The sequence below is a fragment of the Methanolobus vulcani genome (assembly GCF_900100715.1).
In the GTDB taxonomy this organism is placed as follows: Archaea; Halobacteriota; Methanosarcinia; order Methanosarcinales; family Methanosarcinaceae; genus Methanolobus; species Methanolobus vulcani.
Window position 1 is genome coordinate 79,907 of record NZ_FNCA01000001.1, and the last position, 18,102, is coordinate 98,008.

The following is an 18,102-nucleotide window of genomic DNA, read 5'->3' on the forward strand; positions in this document are numbered from 1 at the left end:
TTAATAATCCCGAATTAAGCATTAGACTTTTTTAAATCATTAATTTGAGTTGCTAATGAATTAAGGATCAATCCACTAAACATTCCAAAAACACCCACCATTGAAAATGTCATTGCAATCAATGAAGTCCCTATTGCAAAAGCACCAGTTGACTGAAATATATATAATGTCCTAAAAGCAAGAGCAAGACCTAATATTAGCAAAATAAATCCAGGCACCCCAAAATACAACAAAGGATGTTTCCTCTGAAATTGCACAATAATTGAATTCAAAACACTCATTCCATGCCTCACCGGATTAAAAGTCGACCCCTCAACATCATACCTGCATGTGATAGGCACTTCAGTGATCTTAAAACCAGCCGCAGCCGCATCGTTGATCATCTCTGATTCCACACCCATGCCTGCATTATTGAACTTGAAGACACCAAATGTCTCTTTGGAAAATGCACGGAAACCGCTTTGAGAATCGGTCAGCTTGACATCAGCAGTCATATTAGTAGCAAAAGTCAGGACTTCCTGACCTACACGACGGTATTTTGGAACATCGACACTGTGGCCTTTCAGGAATCTGGCACCGTTGACAACATCGGCTTGTTTCCATAGAATTGGCTCAACTACTTGTGGGATCTCATCAGGGCAGTGTTGTCCATCTGCATCAAGTGTAACAAGGATGTCCACTTCTTTATGCTGAGCCCAGCGGAAGGCTGTACGTAAAGCAACACCTTTGCCGGAATTCTGTTCATGACAAATGACCGTGGCACCCATGAGCTCAGCTATCTGAGCCGTTTTATCAGCACTGCCATCATCGATTACAAGAACCTCATCAACATGCTGCTTCGCTCTGGCGATAACACTCCCTATTGCTATCTCCTCGTTAAAAGCAGGAATTGCAGCTACAATTGTCATTACCTATCCTACCACCGTTTTGTTTGAGTTGCGCACCGATGAACTTTTCAAAAAGTACATATGGGCGCATGCATTATGTGTAGACATGTGTTACACACATCCTATGCACAGTATGAAGATTACTTATCGAATATAAAAGTTTCTATTTTTGCGTGTTAATTGCTTTGTATAATATAGAAAATATAACTCCTGACAAATATTTTATTTTGTTCGCTGTGATGCGAAAAAGCAGCCGCTAAGCCATAATGAGTATTTGAACAATTTACACCTGGAGACAAGTAAATAAAAACAGTGCATCAGAAAAAAAGTATCAAAAAGAGATGCTCAATTACTCAGAGCTTCCTTCAGATGCACAAGAGGATGGCAAACTACAGATGCAGAAGTATTTGAAGATAGATCTGAAACGAACATCCTGTACTTACCACAATAGCTTCCGCCGCCATTCTCGCTGCATGTCATGGCATTGGAACTGGCATACTCACACTTGTCGTAGAATTTGCATTTCATGTTTATCCCTCTTATGTCAAAATCTGCAAATATAATTATTATCTATATTAATATATAGTTTTCTGAATACAACTGTGCAATATGTAGCAAGAAACAGAATGCTGGGCATTGATGTATCTATATGGACTGTGATGAATGCTTGATCAGAGTAAATTGCAAAACTAAAGCAACCTCACGGCGAAGGCGGCACGGTCCATGAATTATTAAAAACAAAAATCCACACAGAAGTATAAATGATAGTTTTGATATACAACACTAATAGTGATGTGAATTATATGGTACACAGAGTTATGAATTTTACAGTCCTCATTGAACAGGATGAAGATGGAGTATACATTGCAAAAGTACCTGACATACCTGGATGCTACACCCAGGGAAAAACAGTGGAGCAGGCAATGAAAAGGATAGAAGAAGCAGTCAGGGTATGTATTGAATCAGATGAAGAAATGGATGCTTTCACACCTATGAAATTCATCGGTTTGCAAAATATAGAGGTCAGGGTATGAGCAGACTCCTTCCGGTAACCGGAAGAAAAATGTGCAAGATACTTGAATCAGAAGGCTTTGTTAAAGTGCATCAGGTTGGCAGTCATGTACGATATGTTCATCCTGACGGCAGAAGAACTGTAATTCCCGTTCATGGAAATGAGGAATTAGGCATTAGGCATTGGTCTTCTCAAAGAGATACTAAAACAGGTAAAAATGTCACGTGAAACCTATGAAGAACTAAGACACAAAGTATGAAGAACAAAAAGTGAAGTTCATCATCTGAGACTCAATACAAACCAATTAACGTTCATTTCAAAAACCAGTAATTAACATTGAGAATGACACATTTTTCGCAGATACAATACCAAGGCATCAATCCTTTCATACATAGCCACTTTAACATCCTCTTCCCTGATAATATCAAAGATACTATACTCATGAGTAGGCTCTTTGAAAACAACATCAATATTCATTACCTTAATAGGATATTGTGTGACATTGACCTTTTCAAGTAATATATTGATGTTACTACCCTCACCCTCGCATATAACCTGCACAGTCCCGTCGTCGAGATTCATGACACGTCCGGTAAGGTCCAGATCAAAAGCTATCTCATCAATAAAATCTCTGAAACCCGCCTTTTGAACTCTGCCATGTATTATAATCTCTGCACGCTTCTTCATAAGAATTCATTTTCCCTTAAAGTAATATAAAAGTTATTATCATAACATATTAACAAAACTGATTTAATCACAGAACTAAAGCAACCATACGCTGAAGGTGGCACAGTACAATGCCACTGAAAAAATACCACATGAAATACCTACAAGCATCAATTCAAAACCTGATACTAACCGGCAAATAAATCATCGTTATTTCCTACTTCCCCTAAGAAATTCCCTTCCCTTCTCAGTGGTCCTATATTTCTGAAGCCTGCTTCTTGGTTTATCAGGAATGGTATAATCTAATAAACCGTGACCAATAAGTTCTGATATAGCTTTCTTGACATTTCCGGAAACCGTCGAATGCCCCAGCATCTCAGCAATCTCTCTTTTAGACTTTGGACCAGAGACACAACCGGATAATATATCCATCTGAGTATCAGTAAGCTCGACTTGGGCCTCGACTTGGGCCTCGACTTGGGCCTCAGGATGGATCATCAGAACAGTAAGGAAATAACTTCGTTCATCATCAGTCATAAAAACAGGTTTCGGAGAACCATTATATTCCAGAACCTTTCTTATTTTTCGAAATCCGGTATTCCGGCCTTCTGTCAAATGAAGTTCCTTAAGGAAATCCCCTATTATACGATTCCTATATCTTCTTGAAGATATATTCTCATCCATCAGATTATCCTTATTCAGAGGAGGTAATGGCCCAGGATAGCTCAGTATCTCAATCCTGGCAGGATAGATCCTCACCTCTACAGGTTCCTGTATCTCATAGCTTTTATGATAGACCGCATTGACAAGAGCCTCTTCAAATGCTTCATAGGGATAATTAAAAAAACGTAGTGCTTCTGCTTGACCCGGAATCTTTCGGATATTCTCTACAAGAATATTGTTCTTTACATATGCAAGAACAGACACAATCTGCTGTCTCAGAGGACCTGTGAAGATCCTCTCTGTAAAACTGTCACCAACATCATCCTCAAACTCAACAACATCTATCTGTGCACCTCTGAAGAAACGGTGAGGTTCATCATTGAAAAATAAAAGGCCTGCGTTTTTTGGCATTACATACTCATCTGGCCCCTCAACAATATTCATTCTTCTGCAAAGATCGGCAAATGGTATTGCATCAGCCTCTAATAGAAGACCGCTCCCCACTTCTTTAAGATGAGCTTTTACAAGAGTCAGATTAATATCACTAATACCTGCATTATGATTGATCCTGTCATCAAAGGGTATTGACGCTGTCATAGACAATAATTCCCTTTCATCAGATTTCTGAGCTTTTACCGTCTTTGAGAATCTTCTGATGTAATAAGCAGACTCTTTTTTCTTACCAAGTGAAACAGGAGATTTGTAGGGACGATTTTGTCCTCCTGGAACCCAGATGATCAAGATAAGCTTGTTCTGGAAATATGTTGGTTCCACAACCGGAAAATACACCGGATACAACTGATTACACAGTTCATGCAGTTCTTTCTGCATTCTGTCAACATGTTCTATATTAAGGCCATAAGGCGGCAGAACAGGAAGTCCATCTTCTTCTTCAATTCCAACGATAATGTATCCACCGCCCCAATTGTTAAAATCATTGGCAAATGCACAAATACTATGCAAAACAGACTCTGGATTCCAGCCTTTCTTAAATTCCATACGCTCCCATTCAACCATGCGGCCATTGATAAGTTCTTTAATATTCACAGGAAGCGACATTTTCCATTTTCTCCTTGTTATTCATTATCCCTTTCAGCAAATATCGTCATGAGTAGACCGTATTGATAGAAATGGATTTTTATATTATCGTCTTGCATTTAATCTTCATTATATAATAAAAGTATCCTTAGTTTGCCCATAATTAGATAACATTGCCGATTATAATCGGTAATTATGCATGATATCCCAGATTATAATCTATGATTTGATGTGGGTTTTAAAATAGTGGTCTTTTTGCTCCAACATGAGAAATATTATTCTACAGAAAGACAGATATAAGTTTCCATCACAAATGGAGATTTGGTTGAGAAAATCTCTACTAGTATTAGAGGTTAGGGACAGTATTTACTGCATTAAAAAGGAAATTTATAAAAATATCACCAAATTGAAATTCTGTGAACACAACATTTCTGCCGAAGGCGGCGCGATCCTATAACATTAAATAAAAAACGCTTGAACTACTGGATAAAAATGAGCCAAGAACCCGGCTTATCGTATTTACCTTTATTTGAGCAAGTTCACGCCTTCCGGATGCTTTTTACCTATAGCTTTTAAATCTTTTTTAAAAGCATTGGTAAAGACACCCTCATATTTCATTCTAACCCGAGTTCAGCCTTAAGCTCTTTAAGAGTATAGACATTGCCATCTCTAATGTCCTTTTTTGCTTCCTCGATACGTTGAATGGTTTTTTGGCTCAGTGGCACAGGATCGATACCAATGTTTTTGGAACGGGAACATGCCGATCTTGAAAAAGTGCGAGTATTCAAATCCACATTTTACAAATACTCATATTTGTTTAAATAATCAGTGCCAACCAGAACTATGGAAAACCCGGAGAAGAAACAGAAAAATTGTCTGGCAATATTAGCTAGACTCCAAACCCCATGCCTTTGATATGAACTAATTCACGTTCGATTTCAAAAACCAGTATTTAACATTGAGAATGGCACATTTTTCTCAAAGTAATATAAAAGTTATTATCATACCTCTTAACAGATCAGAAGTATCACAAAAACTAAAGCAACCATACGCTAAAGGCGGTACAGTCCATATACACAGAACATAAAAAACAACTAATAAAAGCACTTCATGATGATTACACAAAAAGGTTTTTTACATAAACTCAACCAAAGCAGCAATATAAAAGACCCTCCAAAAGTGTATCAGAGGTCTCATAAAGGAAAACAATATGATCAAAAGGATATTATTCTGGGAAGGCTGGATGAACTGCTTCCGGAATTGAAAAAGAACTATAAAGTAAAGGAAATAGGTCTTTTTGGTTCAGTAGTGAGGATGAATACAAAATTGGCAGCGATATTGACTTCCTTGTTGAGTTTGAGAAAGGTGCGGATCTTTTTGATCTCGCAGCCCTTGGAATTTTTCTTGAAGACGAGTTTGGTTCAAAAGTAGATGTCATCTCGAAACATGCTGTAAGGGATGAATTGAAGAGCAGGATTTTTTCAGAAGTCGTTTATGCACATACTTGAGTACAGGTTGTTTTTAACTGACATTATTGAAGCAATCGATGAGATAGAAGAGTTCACTTCTGGAATAGACTTCAGCGAATTTCTGAACGATAGAAAAACCCAAAAGGCAGTTGTGAAGAATATCGAAGTAATTGGTGAAGCTGCTAAGAATGTGCCGGATGAAATAAAAACAAGTTATGCCTACATTCCCTGGCGGGTGATTGCCGGTATGCGGGATCGCTTAGCTCATGGTTATTTCGGAATCGATTATGCGATTGTGTGGGATGTTGTTGACAATCGTCTGCTTGGTTTAAGAGATTCCATCCGAGTAATTTTGGTTGAAATAGATTGAGCAGGAGAAAATTAAACGATTTTTCATTCCACAGGCTCATACCTGAACCCGAACCCCAGATCCTTCAAAGCCAGCAGGGCCATGAACATCACACAGAATATAAAGAACACCGAAACAAAGCATGCAAAATTATAGTAGAAGAAATTCACACCTGAAAGTTTCACGTTCATGAATGCGAAAATACTAAGTGGTTCATTGTAGACCGGATACAGGTAAGTAAGTCCGCCATCTGCAATATCATCCAGTAAAAGATGTGACAAAAAGGCAGCTTCTGCAAAGATACCGATTGATGAAGCTTTAGAAGTATTCCTGTATACAAAATAACCCAGCAGGAAAGCAAGTATGAATGCCACAAGACCAAAGAACAGTGAATGAGTGGGAACCGAACCTATCCTGGTATGCTGAAGAGTACCATGTAAAATATAATTCCACACCGCAGGTACATCCGGGAACACTGAACCTACACTGCCCACAAAGAGCAGTAAACCTAGATGTTTAACATCCTTTATGCTCATCTCTCTTCTAAAACCGCTTCCTGCTATTGCAAATATCCCCACCAGTGACACGCAGAAAATGAAGAAGGACAGATGAAACGCTGGATATGGCATGTACTAGTATATTAACTAAAATTATATAAATATGGTGTTCTCACATAAGAGGACCTAAAACTCACACAAAATTCCATTAGACCACAAAAGACAATAGCAAAACAATACTTAAGAGTGCACATGTTCATCTTCGGTCACATAGGGATCACAGTTGGGATATTTGTCCTTATAAGAACACATCCCGCATTTTCAAAAATTGACCTGAACATTCTATTTATCGCATTCGGTGCCATGCTCCCTGACATCCTGGACAAGCCACTTGGAGAGGGTCTGCTTGCAGATACACTTGCAAACGGCAGGATATACGGTCACACATTGCTCTTCTTCTTCCTTGTCCTGACAATAGCATACTATATCTACAAAAAGATAGACAACCCTAACCTGCTGATAATACCTGTCGCTTCCTTCATGCACCTGTTGCAAGACAGGATGTGGATGACACCTCAAACACTTTTCTGGCCGCTCATGGGATGGCAGTTTCCAGACGGATATCAGTCCGCGGGCATACTTGACTATTTTCTCAGCATATTCAAAAATGCATACACTCCGGCAATGAGCTTTGTATTTCTGTCAGAACTATCAGGACTTTTGATCTTGATAATTGTCCTCGGAAGCAGCATAAGGAACAAACTAATTTTGCCTTATATAACAAGTAGGAAAGAAGGAGTATCGGTTCCAAAGGAAAATAATAGTTGAAGATAAACTTTTCCTGAAATTACTATCTCAATATGAACTCCATATACAGTTACCCAATAAATACAATAAGTTCAACTAAATACTGACATTCATTTTCGGCACTATGCCAAAACTTTTCAAGTAAGAGATATATACATACTTGAAAAACTGAGGCGCAGTTATACAAAGATACATTTTATTTCGCCACAGGAAGTAATCTGGCTGCATATCCGAAAGCTTGCAGTAAATGGCAGGTCATATGATAAAAAATAATGAAGAGAATCTTAAACTGAAAAAGCTGGTTGCCTATTCAGAAGAACTTTTCCAGAGCTCTGCCGATGATATCGATTACGATCGTATAAATGAAATGATGAAGGATATTTCAGGTGCCAGATATGCTGCTTTTATTCTTTTTGATGAGAACATCAATGCATACATAACAAAAAGTGTCCATGGAACCGAAGACCAGATCCAGAAAGCCTGTAAGATTCTTGATCTTAACCTTCAGGGAAAAGTATGGAACAGAGAAGCGAGTCTTGAAAATAAGATAAGGAACAATATAATCACACGCTTTTCATCAATACATGAACTTACAGAAGGATCGTTTCCAAAAGCTCCCATCTTAATGCTGGAAAAGACATTCAATGTAGGTCCGACAATAGTTGCTAACATTGTCAGAAATAACCTTGATCGGGGATATTTTGTTCTGATCTATCATGTCGGGGAAGAGCATACCAATGAAGAGCTAATTGAAGTTTTTTCACGACAGGTTGGGTTGCTGCTTGAGAGGAAAAGAACAGAAGAAAAACTCCATTTCCAGTTCAATTACCAGAAAATGATATCCGACATCAGCTCAAAGTTCCTGAGTATTTCTGATGATGAACTTGATAATGCTATAAATGAAGCTCTTGAAATGTGCAGGGGACTTTTTGGTGTGGAAAGAGCATATATATCTCTTTTTTCCGATGATGGAAAGATGATCGATAAAAGCTATGAGTGTTGTGCAGAAGGAATCGAAAGTCATGCGCACACAGTCATAGGAACAAAACTTGATGATTATCCCTGGTTTAAGAAGAACATTATGGAACTGGAACACATGTATGTTCCAGATGTTTATAAAATGCCACCAGAAGCCAGATCTGTAAAAGAGAAATGGAAAGAATATTCGTTAAGATCAATAATTCACATACCACTTAAAGAACAAAACAAGGTTGTAGGATTTTTTGGTTTTAACTCTCTCCATGAGCGAACATGGTCAGAAGAACAGATCACACTATTAAAGGTACTTGCAGGGATAATCTCCAGTGCCCTTGAAAAAAGAACAGAGAGAAAAGAACTCCAAATACAGAAAAAAAGACTTAGTGATGCACAGAGGATCGGAAAGATAGGAAGCTGGGAATTTGACATGAACACAGGAATGGTTCATGCATCAAAAGAGGCATTCAGGATATATGGCATAAATGACACCAGCATAACGATTCGTGATGTTCAGTCTCTTGTTCTGCCTCAGTTCAGACCTGAACTTGATAGGGCATTAATTGATCTCATAGAACAAAACAAACCCTATAATGTGGAGTTCAGTATTAGAAGGGCCGCTAATTGTGAGATACGCCATATAACTTCAACTGCAGAATACAAAGCCGACAAAAATGTAGTAGTCGGGACTCTTCAGGATATTACCGAACGTAAGGAAGCAGAGAAAAGAATTGCTGAAGAGGAAGTCTGGAAGCATGAGCTCATAAAGAACTCAATGGATGGGATCGTAGTACTTGACATGCTTGGTAGGGTTTACGAAGCAAACCAGCGTTATTCGGACATGCTTGGCTATTCACTTGACGAAATAAAAAATATGCATATATGGGACTGGGACAAAAGCATAGATAGTAATCAACTTCCATGGGCATTGATGTCTGCACAGAAATATGAAAGATATATCGAAACCCATTACAAGAGAAAAGACGGGACGATAATAAATGTGGAGATCAGTTCCAGTAGTGCTATTTGTGGTGATCAGGAACTTGTATTTTGCGTATGCAGGGATATAACCGATAGAAAACGCTCAGAAGATGACCTAAGGAACAGGACACAACTACTGGACATTGCTCTTGAAGCCACATGTGCAGGAATCTGGAATGTGGATCTGCTGACAGGAAGCATTGGACTGGAGGGACTTGAAAGCTGGAAAAAGATAACGGGATACGATATCAGCGATTTTTCTGATTACAACCTTACAATGTGGGAAGAACTGATCCATCCGGATGATGCTGAAGAAGTTATCACTAAGTTCACCGATACAGCCACCGGGAAAAACGATCATTACCTGTCAGAGTACAGAATGCTTCACAAAGACGGATACTGGGTATGGGTACGTGCACATGGACGAGTTTCCAGCTATGATAAAGATGGAAAAGCACTGCATGTTTATGGAACACACATTAGCATAGATGAGAACAAAAAGGCGGAAGAAAAAGCAAAGGCTGCAAGCCAGGCAAAGTCAGATTTCCTTGCAAACATGAGTCATGAGATCCGTACACCATTAAATGGCATTATCGGATTTACAGATCTGCTAATGGAATCTCAGCTAAGTCCTTCACAATTTCAGCATATGCAAACAATTCATGCATCTGCCAATTCACTTCTTGACCTGATAAATGACGTGCTTGATATCTCTAAGATAGAGGCAGGAAAGCTTGAACTTGAGAACGAAAGTTTTGATCTAAGAGAGCTGTGCGAACAGATAGCAGATATGCTGAAGTACAATGCACATGCAAAGGGACTTGAACTTCTACTTAGCATTTCATCTGATATCCCGGATCTTGTTGTTGGCGACCGCATAAGACTAAGACAGGTGCTTGTGAATCTCCTGGGAAATGCCATCAAATTTACAGTTTCCGGAGAAGTGGAACTAAAAGTTCATACTGAAAAAATGGATACGGAAGGGAAAGCTGATATAAGATTCTCTGTCATGGACACTGGCATAGGTATTCCGGCGGATAGACAAAAGGAGGTATTTGAAGCTTTTTCACAGGCAGATAATTCCATTTCCAGAAAATACGGAGGAACCGGCCTTGGCCTTAGTATTTCAAACAGGCTCCTTGAAAAAATGAATTCCAGACTTGAACTTAGCAGTGAAGAAGGAAAAGGAAGCATTTTTAGTTTCTCTGTCTCAATGCCCTGTGAATGTACAGAACCATCTGATAAGAATAAGAAGACAACAGATTTTGGAAAGGTACTCATAGTTGACGATAATGTCAAAAACTGCCACATAATAAGATCTATCCTGGAAGACGCAGGTATTGCCACAGAACTGGCCTGCTCTGGAAAAGAAGCAGTGGAGAACTCTAAGGAAATAGCTGATGAAATCAGACTAATCATCTTAGACAAGCACATGCCTTCTATGACAGGAACTAAGTTGCTGCAGGAGATACGTGCCGGAAATAGTTATTACTCCCGTGACATACCACTTATAATAATGCAGGATTCAACTGACATAAATGACGTTGAAAAATGGGACAGCGAAGTAGCTATAAATGAAATAGTAGATGAAAATTCGACCCATACCTTAATTAAACCGATAAAAAGGGAAGAACTGCTTGAAAATATAATCCGCCTATTATCAGGTGAAAAGAACAGTATACCTGAAAAATTCCACTATCTTAAACAGCCTGGAAATAAAAATGAAAAAAAATACAGGGTCCTTATTGCAGAGGACAATGAAACGAACATGCTTCTTAGTGTTACCATTGTTTCTAAGATCCTTCCGAATTCAGAAATATACAAAGCAAAGAATGGAAAAAAAGCAGTGGAACTGTTCAAAGAATGGCATCCTGACCTGATACTGATGGATATACAGATGCCTGAGATCAGTGGATATGATGCTACTTCCATGATAAGGGATATCGAAAGGACAACAGGCACCCACACTCCGATAATTGCACTGACGGCAGGAACTTTCAGAGGCGAGAAAGAAAAATGCCTCGAAAACGGGCTTGATGACTATGTCCCAAAACCAATTGTCTTAGATACCATTCACCATGTTTGTGAAAAATGGCTATTTAATAGAGATGGACAAAAGTCTCAGAGAAATGGAATAACAAATAATGAAGAAGAAGAGAGAGAGATTACCTTCAATAATGTCCACTTCGATTCACAATGGCTGCGGGATAATACAAGTGGGAGTAAAGAACTATACCAAAATCTGACAGCAATGGCAATGAAATCCTTTGCACAAAATTATGAACAAATGTGCAATGCACATTCAAATAATGATATGGAACAGGTAAGTACCATCGCCCATAAGACAAAGGGAACAGCACTTAACACAGGTTTTAATTTGCTTGCAACTATTGCTGCAGATATTGAAGATTCTGCAAGTAATAAAATTGAAACTGGTACCCTTGAACTCCTTGACAGGATGAAAAAAGAGATCGAGTATCTTACATCTTTTTTTGATGGACAGAATATCAATTGAACGATTCTCAGTTGAACGCTTCTCAGTTGAACGATTCGGAATCACAATTATTAACTGTTTAATAAAACATCAACATTCGTGAAAAGAAAAGTAATAAATTTATATAAGCTTAAATCCTTTTGTGAAATAAAATGAGTGGGATCATGCAAAACAATACATATATTCACAGATCTGCTAAACTTTATGGATCCAGCAGCATCGGCAAAGAGTCTGTAGTGCTTGAAAATGTAATACTTGGATATCCTCAGCACAGTATACTTATGGAAATCACAAAGGCTGACGTTGACATAGAAAACTATGGGCAGCCGGGTACTGTGATAGGTGACAATGCATTCATTCGGGCAGGAACGACCATCTTTAGCAATGTAAAAGCAGGGAATAATTTCAAGACCGGACATAATGCCATGATAAGAGAGAACACCATAATAGGTGACAATGTCCTCATTGGAACAAATGTGATAATCGACGGCAATGTTACCATAGGTAGTAATGTCAGCATCCAGGGCAATGTGTATATTCCCACCCATGTGACCATTGAAGATAAAGTCTTTATCGGTCCCTGTGCGGTTCTTGCCAACGACAAGTATCCTATCAGAGGAGAATATCATCCCGAAGGTCCGGTGATCAGAAAAGGTGCTTCTATTGGTGCTAATGCTACGCTGGTTCCCGGAGTAGAGATAGGCGAGGGAGCCATGGTGGCTGCCGGAGCACTGGTTACAAAGGACGTACCTGCATGGAAACTTGCTATAGGATGCCCTGCAAAGATCGTTGACCTTCCTGAAAAACTGGAAACATTGAATAGTATATAAACAATAAGAACAATTATATTTCAAGTATTATTATAATAATCTCAGAGATTTGTGATATCCATGATACCCATTGCAAAACCACAGCTTGATGAAGCTGAAATTGAAGCCGTCACTAATGTACTGCGCTCGGGAATTATCGCTGAAGGACCGCGTGTTGCAGAGTTTGAACAGGAATTTGCGGATTATACAGGCACAGAATATGCAGTGGCAGTGAATTCTGGAACTGCCGCACTACATGCTGCTTTATTTGCACACGGCATCGGAAAGGGTGATGAGATTATCACAAGCTCTTTCAGTTTTATAGCCACAGCCAACTCCATACTTTTTACAGGTGCAAGACCTGTGTTTGCTGACATAAAGTCCGACACATTCAATCTTGATCCTCAACTTATCGAAGAAAAGATCACACCTGCTACAAAAGCCATCATGCCAGTACACCTCTATGGCCATCCTGCAGACATGGGATTGATGAACGACATTGCAGAGGACCATGACCTGATACTTATTGAAGACGCATGCCAGGCACACGGAGCCATTTATAATGGGAAAAAAGTAGGTTCCTTCGGTACAGGTGCATTCAGTTTCTACCCTACCAAGAACATGACCACCAGTGAAGGTGGAATCATCACTACTGATAACAAAGAAGTTGCCGATAGAGCACGCATGATACGTGCACACGGTTCCAAACAACGTTATCTTCATGAAATGCTGGGTTACAACCTTAGAATGACAGATATATCAGCTGCTATTGGAATGGTTCAACTGAAAAGACTTCCTTACTATATAGAAACAAGGAAGAGAAATGCAAAAATGCTTACAGATAAACTTCAGGGTATAGAAGGCATTGAATGCCCGATGGTCAGGAAAGACTGCGAGCATGTATTCCACCAATACACCATACGTACTAAGAATAGAGATCATTTGGCAGACTATCTGAAAGAGAAAGATATTGGTTCCGGAATATACTATCCAATACCCATCCACAGACAGCCTTACTATAAGGAACTTGGATACAACGATAATCTTTTGGTTACGGAAAAGGCCTCAAGAGAAGTACTCTCACTACCAGTCCATCCTGCTGTGACCGAGAATGATATCAACACAATAAGTAATGCAATAAAACAGTGGAGTGATGCACAATGTTAAGAGTCGGTGTCATCGGTGCCGGTGCCATGGGTAAGAACCACATACGTATCTACAGTGAGATGTCTGGTGTGGAACTTGCTGGTATTTCGGATATCGACAAGGATCTTGTGGAAAGTCTTGCACAGCAGTATAATACTAATGCTTTTACAGATTACAGGGAAATGCTGGCATCGGGAATTGATGCAGTAAGCATTGTTGTTCCTACCAAGATGCACCGTCAGGTTGCCATAGATGCTATTGAAGCGGGTGCACACGTACTTGTAGAAAAACCCATTGCAGACACCGTTGAGAATGCTGATGCAATCATTGATGCAGCTAAGAAAAAGGGACGTCTTGTAATGGTTGGACATATTGAGAGGTTCAACCCTGCTGTCATAAAGCTCAAAGAGATAATCGAATCAGGTCTGCTCGGGAAGATAGTTTCTATTTCTACCAGAAGAGTTGGACCCTATAATCCAAGGATAAGAGATGTAGGTGTTATTCTGGACATCGGTGTACATGACATAGATGTAATATCATATCTTTATGGCAGTGATATTAATCAGGTATATGCAGTAGCCGGGGCAGATATCCACTCCTTTGAGGACCATGCCACCATACACATGAGACTTGATCATTCTTTCTCCGGGCTGGTTGAGGTAAACTGGCTCACACCGCATAAAGTGAGAAAGCTCACAGCCGTTGGTGTTGGCGGTGTTGCCTATCTTGACTATATAGACCAGACAGTGGAACTTCATGACAGTGGCTGGATCAGGAAAGCAAAGATAGAACAGAAAGAACCACTCAGGAACGAACTTGAATATTTCATTGATTGTATCAATAACGGCAAACAGCCAAATCCTTCCGGAACTGATGGAAAGCATGCACTGAAAGTAAGTCTTGCAGCCATTAGTTCATACAAAGAAGCAAAAATGATAGATATTAAGGAATGATGATCATGAGCCAGAAACTCGAGAATATTTTGAAAGAAAAAGGACCTATAAAGAAGATAGGAGTTATAGGAATGGGTTATGTAGGCATCCCTGCAGCGGCCCTTTTTGCTGATTCAGATAAGTTTGACCATGTACTTGGATTCCAGAGGGATTCTCCTTCATCAGGTTACAAGATAGAAATGCTCAATCATGGTGAAAGTCCACTTAAAGGTGAGGAACCCGGACTGGAAGAGCTTCTTAAAAAGGTAACTGACGCAGGTAAGTTTGAGTGCACACCCGACTTTTCCAGAATATCAGAACTTGATGCAGTTACACTGGCAATTCAGACACCTTTTGCAGACCCAAAGGCACTGGAACCTGACTTTGGGGCGCTTAAAGAAGGAATACGCAATGTAGGCAGATACCTTAAACCAGGAGTCCTTGTCGTTCTTGAATCTACCATCACCCCTGGTACAACCGATGGAATGGCAAAGGATATACTCGAGGAAGAATCAGGACTAAAAGCAGGAGAGGACTTTGCACTTGCACATGCCCCTGAAAGAGTGATGGTTGGAAGACTACTCCGTAATATCCAGGAACATGACAGGATCGTGGGTGGTATTGATAAGGCAAGCACCGACAGGGCAGTTGAACTCTATTCACCGGTACTCACAAAGGGAAAGGTCATACCAATGAGCGCAACTGCCGCTGAAGTCACAAAGACTGCGGAGAACACATTCAGGGACCTGCAGATCGCAGCGGCGAACCAGCTTGCACTTTACTGTGAGGCCATGGGGATCAATGTTTATGACGTAAGGGCCGGTATCGACAGCCTGAAAGGAGAAGGCATAACAAGAGCCATACTATGGCCAGGTGCCGGTGTTGGTGGACACTGCCTTACCAAGGACACCTACCACCTTGAACGTGGTGTAAAACTGGGAACCGAAGCTCTTGATTACCCACAGGATGCAGAGTCTATCTATGTACTTGCACGCAGGGTCAACGATTTCATGCCTGTGCACATGTACAACCTGACTGTTGCCGCTCTTAAAAGAATAAATATGGACATAAAGGGTGCAAAGATTGCCATGCTTGGATGGGCTTTCATCAATGACTCAGACGATGCACGTAACCCACCGTCAGAACCTTACAGGGACATGGTCCTTGAAGCCGGAGCAGAACTTAAGGTTCATGACCCTCATGTTCTCAGCTACCCTGATGTAGAGCTGCTTAAGGACTCAAGTGACGTTATAAAAGGAGCAGATGCAGTTGTTATCTTTACAGGCCATAAAGAGTATTTTGGTCTGAAACCCGAGGACATCAAGAAACTCACAGGCAAAGAAAACACTGTGATCATAGACGGCAGAAATGTTATCGATCCTGACACTTTCATAAATGCAGGGTTTGTGTACAAGGGAATCGGCCGTGGTGACAAGAACAGTCATCCGATCGGGCAGTAATCTATTCTTCACCGGGATCTGCTTCCCGGTCGTCTTCTTTTTTCCTGCGCAGATTCATCAGTATGAGGATTATAAAAAGTATCTGTGCAATCGTCACACCTATACCATCAGCCAGAAGGTCATGAACACTGGACGTACGACCCGGCACAAAGGACTGATGATATTCATCGCTTATCCCGTAGATAACACCAAGTATCACAGCAAAAATAGCCGAATACTTTCTGAGGATAACATGGTCTGAGTTTTTAAATGTGAGGTGCAGGAGAACACCCAGACCAAAGTATAGGAACATATGGGCTACTTTATCAATATGTGCATGAGCATAATCCGCGATGTCTACCAGAAAACCAAGACCCAGACTTTTTGCAAAGTCTGCAAGTTCATACATTATAGGAATCTTAAAAATAGAAGCCGGTACGCTGAGATTGGCCTGTGCCGACAGGTAGAATATAAAACCTGCATAAAGGACTGTCAGAGCTATGAGAATCTCTTTTTTGTGTTTCATGAAATCAAAATGCTGTATCCATGAAACCTGTTTAAGGATAAACTGTATGAAGTAAAGGAAATAAAGGACTAAAAATGCAATATATTTGTTTTTAAGAAGATTCTGCATATTATTCTATATTATAAATGTTGTACTAAGTTAAAATAATTATCCGACCGTCAGCCAATAATCTCTTCAAGACCCTTATAGAGATCGATCTTTGGTTCAAAACCAATACCTTTAGCCTTTGTGATACAGGATGAACTGTGTTTTATGTCACCTGGCATAGGGTCTTTGTACTCTATATCCATGGAACTGTCAAATATGTCCAGAACAATCTGCGCCAGTTCATCTATACGTGTGACCATGCCGGTTCCTACGTTATAGACATTTCCATCCTTACCGGCCCCACTCACCAGTAGTGTGATCATATCAACCACATCATGTGCAGAGACAAAATCCCTGGTGTTTGAGCCATCGCCGAAGATAACAGGAGGAAGACCTTCCCTTAATCTCCCTATGAACTTAGAAATCACACCTGAATAAGGATTGGAAGGGTCCTGTCTGGGACTATATATGTTGAAAGGTCTTATGCTGACAGTGGGAAGACCATATGCATGATGATACATACTACAATATTTCTCACCACAAAGCTTGCTGGCACCATATGGTGACATAGGATCCTGAGGGTGTTTCTCATCAATTGGAAGATATTGCGGATTTCCGTAAACAGCAGCAGAACTTATGTATACGAAACGCTCAATGTCGCCGGATCTGGCCCCTTCAAGAAGGTTCAGGGTTCCAAATACGTTGTTATCCGCATCAAATAAAGGCTCGGACATGGAACGGGCAACACTTATCTGGGCTGCTGTATGGATTATAATATCATTTTGAGATGCAAGTTCCCTGGCATCAGAAGACCTTATGTCGTCTTTTACAAAACTAACATTTGAAGGCAGATCTGGTTCCTTTCCTGAAGACAGATTATCAAGTACAGTAACTTCATAGCTGTCATGCATAATGTCAACCAGATAACTACCTACCTGACCAATGCCACCGGTAATAAGAACCTTCTTCATGTTCATTAAATTGTGAGCTTTATATATAACAGTACCTCTGACGCAAAAATAACAGAAAGTAAAAGGATCCAGAAAAAGTGTATAAAACAAAATTGAAAACAAAAAAGAAAGATTTGGACTTAGCACACAGTTTTCAACTGCTCTAAGCCCCTGGAGACAGTTCCAAATGTTGCACGTTCCATGCAGTGAAGAGTGCAATACATCTCCTCACGGGCATAGTTCTCGTAAACATAGATAGGACTGCCACATGTTGCGCATTTTTTCTCTACTAATTTCATTGTACCACCTATAGTAAGTAACTCCGAAGCAGACATACTGTAATGTATGCCCTGGAGTATTAACTATCATTATGAC

General features: G+C 40.0%; 19 protein-coding genes. 10 read left to right on the top strand and 9 right to left on the bottom strand.

The window, feature by feature from the left end; genetic code table 11:
• Positions 1-14: 14 nt before the first annotated feature.
• Together BLP52_RS00410 and BLP52_RS00415 are read right to left on the bottom strand one after the other, a co-directional pair.
• The gene (locus BLP52_RS00410; RefSeq protein ID WP_091707731.1) at positions 15-908 is read right to left on the bottom strand and encodes a glycosyltransferase family 2 protein; all 894 of its coding nucleotides are present in this window, start codon (positions 906-908) and stop codon (positions 15-17) included.
• Positions 909-1,232: 324 nt separating this feature from the next.
• Positions 1,233-1,415: a hypothetical protein gene (locus BLP52_RS00415; protein ID WP_091707733.1), complete on the bottom strand. Its 183-nt coding sequence runs from the start codon at positions 1,413-1,415 to the stop codon at positions 1,233-1,235.
• A 275-nt stretch (positions 1,416-1,690) separates the two neighbouring features.
• Between BLP52_RS00415 and BLP52_RS00420 the strand changes: the two genes are divergently transcribed.
• Together BLP52_RS00420 and BLP52_RS00425 are read left to right on the top strand one after the other, a co-directional pair.
• Positions 1,691-1,921, top strand: a complete 231-nt coding sequence (locus BLP52_RS00420) for a type II toxin-antitoxin system HicB family antitoxin (protein WP_091708359.1) — start codon at positions 1,691-1,693, stop codon at positions 1,919-1,921.
• Positions 1,918-2,127 (top strand): type II toxin-antitoxin system HicA family toxin, encoded by a 210-nt coding sequence (locus BLP52_RS00425; RefSeq protein ID WP_238380669.1) that lies wholly within the window; start codon positions 1,918-1,920, stop codon positions 2,125-2,127. The genes BLP52_RS00420 and BLP52_RS00425 overlap by 4 nt, the downstream gene beginning before the upstream one ends.
• A gap of 102 nt (positions 2,128-2,229) precedes the next feature.
• Here BLP52_RS00425 and BLP52_RS00430 read toward each other — a convergent pair whose 3' ends face one another.
• The 3 genes from BLP52_RS00430 to BLP52_RS00445 form a co-directional block, all read right to left on the bottom strand.
• Complete coding sequence (locus tag BLP52_RS00430) at positions 2,230-2,586, bottom strand: acylphosphatase (RefSeq protein WP_091707735.1); 357 nt, start codon at positions 2,584-2,586, stop codon at positions 2,230-2,232.
• A 189-nt stretch (positions 2,587-2,775) separates the two neighbouring features.
• Positions 2,776-4,287: an RNA-binding domain-containing protein gene (locus BLP52_RS00435; protein WP_091707737.1), complete on the bottom strand. Its 1,512-nt coding sequence runs from the start codon at positions 4,285-4,287 to the stop codon at positions 2,776-2,778.
• Positions 4,288-4,880: 593 nt separating this feature from the next.
• Positions 4,881-5,060, bottom strand: a complete 180-nt coding sequence (locus tag BLP52_RS00445; protein ID WP_091707740.1) for a hypothetical protein — start codon at positions 5,058-5,060, stop codon at positions 4,881-4,883.
• Positions 5,061-5,603: 543 nt separating this feature from the next.
• Here BLP52_RS00445 and BLP52_RS14640 point away from each other — a divergent pair.
• Positions 5,604-5,774: a nucleotidyltransferase family protein gene (locus BLP52_RS14640; RefSeq protein ID WP_238380694.1), complete on the top strand. Its 171-nt coding sequence runs from the start codon at positions 5,604-5,606 to the stop codon at positions 5,772-5,774.
• Positions 5,761-6,105, top strand: coding sequence for a HepT-like ribonuclease domain-containing protein (locus BLP52_RS00455; RefSeq protein ID WP_238380670.1), 345 nt, complete (start codon positions 5,761-5,763; stop codon positions 6,103-6,105). Before BLP52_RS14640 ends, BLP52_RS00455 begins: the two co-directional genes overlap by 14 nt.
• Before the next feature lie 23 nt (positions 6,106-6,128).
• Here the strand turns inward: BLP52_RS00455 and BLP52_RS00460 are convergent, their stop codons facing one another.
• On the bottom strand, positions 6,129-6,713 hold the full coding sequence (locus BLP52_RS00460) for a metal-dependent hydrolase (RefSeq protein WP_091707742.1): 585 nt from the start codon (positions 6,711-6,713) through the stop codon (positions 6,129-6,131).
• Between the two features lie 120 nt (positions 6,714-6,833).
• Between BLP52_RS00460 and BLP52_RS00465 the strand changes: the two genes are divergently transcribed.
• From BLP52_RS00465 to BLP52_RS00490, 6 genes are all read left to right on the top strand, one after another.
• Complete coding sequence (locus BLP52_RS00465; protein ID WP_091707744.1) at positions 6,834-7,409, top strand: metal-dependent hydrolase; 576 nt, start codon at positions 6,834-6,836, stop codon at positions 7,407-7,409.
• A 238-nt stretch (positions 7,410-7,647) separates the two neighbouring features.
• On the top strand, positions 7,648-11,859 hold the full coding sequence (locus tag BLP52_RS00470) for a PAS domain S-box protein (protein ID WP_162272911.1): 4,212 nt from the start codon (positions 7,648-7,650) through the stop codon (positions 11,857-11,859).
• 143 nt (positions 11,860-12,002) lie between these two features.
• Complete coding sequence (locus BLP52_RS00475; protein ID WP_091708361.1) at positions 12,003-12,668, top strand: acyltransferase; 666 nt, start codon at positions 12,003-12,005, stop codon at positions 12,666-12,668.
• Positions 12,669-12,728: 60 nt separating this feature from the next.
• Entirely contained in the window at positions 12,729-13,814 is a 1,086-nt protein-coding gene (locus tag BLP52_RS00480) for a DegT/DnrJ/EryC1/StrS family aminotransferase (RefSeq protein WP_091707747.1), read from the top strand.
• Positions 13,808-14,746 carry a UDP-N-acetylglucosamine 3-dehydrogenase gene (locus BLP52_RS00485; protein WP_091707749.1) on the top strand — a complete coding sequence of 313 codons (939 nt, stop codon included), beginning with the start codon at positions 13,808-13,810 and terminating at the stop codon, positions 14,744-14,746. Before BLP52_RS00480 ends, BLP52_RS00485 begins: the two co-directional genes overlap by 7 nt.
• A gap of 5 nt (positions 14,747-14,751) precedes the next feature.
• Positions 14,752-16,185 carry a nucleotide sugar dehydrogenase gene (locus BLP52_RS00490; protein ID WP_091708362.1) on the top strand — a complete coding sequence of 478 codons (1,434 nt, stop codon included), beginning with the start codon at positions 14,752-14,754 and terminating at the stop codon, positions 16,183-16,185.
• A 1-nt stretch (position 16,186) separates the two neighbouring features.
• Here the strand turns inward: BLP52_RS00490 and BLP52_RS00495 are convergent, their stop codons facing one another.
• The 3 genes from BLP52_RS00495 to BLP52_RS14550 form a co-directional block, all read right to left on the bottom strand.
• Positions 16,187-16,690 (bottom strand): VanZ family protein, encoded by a 504-nt coding sequence (locus tag BLP52_RS00495; protein ID WP_162272912.1) that lies wholly within the window; start codon positions 16,688-16,690, stop codon positions 16,187-16,189.
• Between the two features lie 158 nt (positions 16,691-16,848).
• Positions 16,849-17,748 carry an NAD-dependent epimerase/dehydratase family protein gene (locus BLP52_RS00500; protein WP_091708363.1) on the bottom strand — a complete coding sequence of 300 codons (900 nt, stop codon included), beginning with the start codon at positions 17,746-17,748 and terminating at the stop codon, positions 16,849-16,851.
• Between the two features lie 119 nt (positions 17,749-17,867).
• Complete coding sequence (locus BLP52_RS14550) at positions 17,868-18,026, bottom strand: hypothetical protein (RefSeq protein WP_202905697.1); 159 nt, start codon at positions 18,024-18,026, stop codon at positions 17,868-17,870.
• Positions 18,027-18,102: the final 76 nt, after the last annotated feature.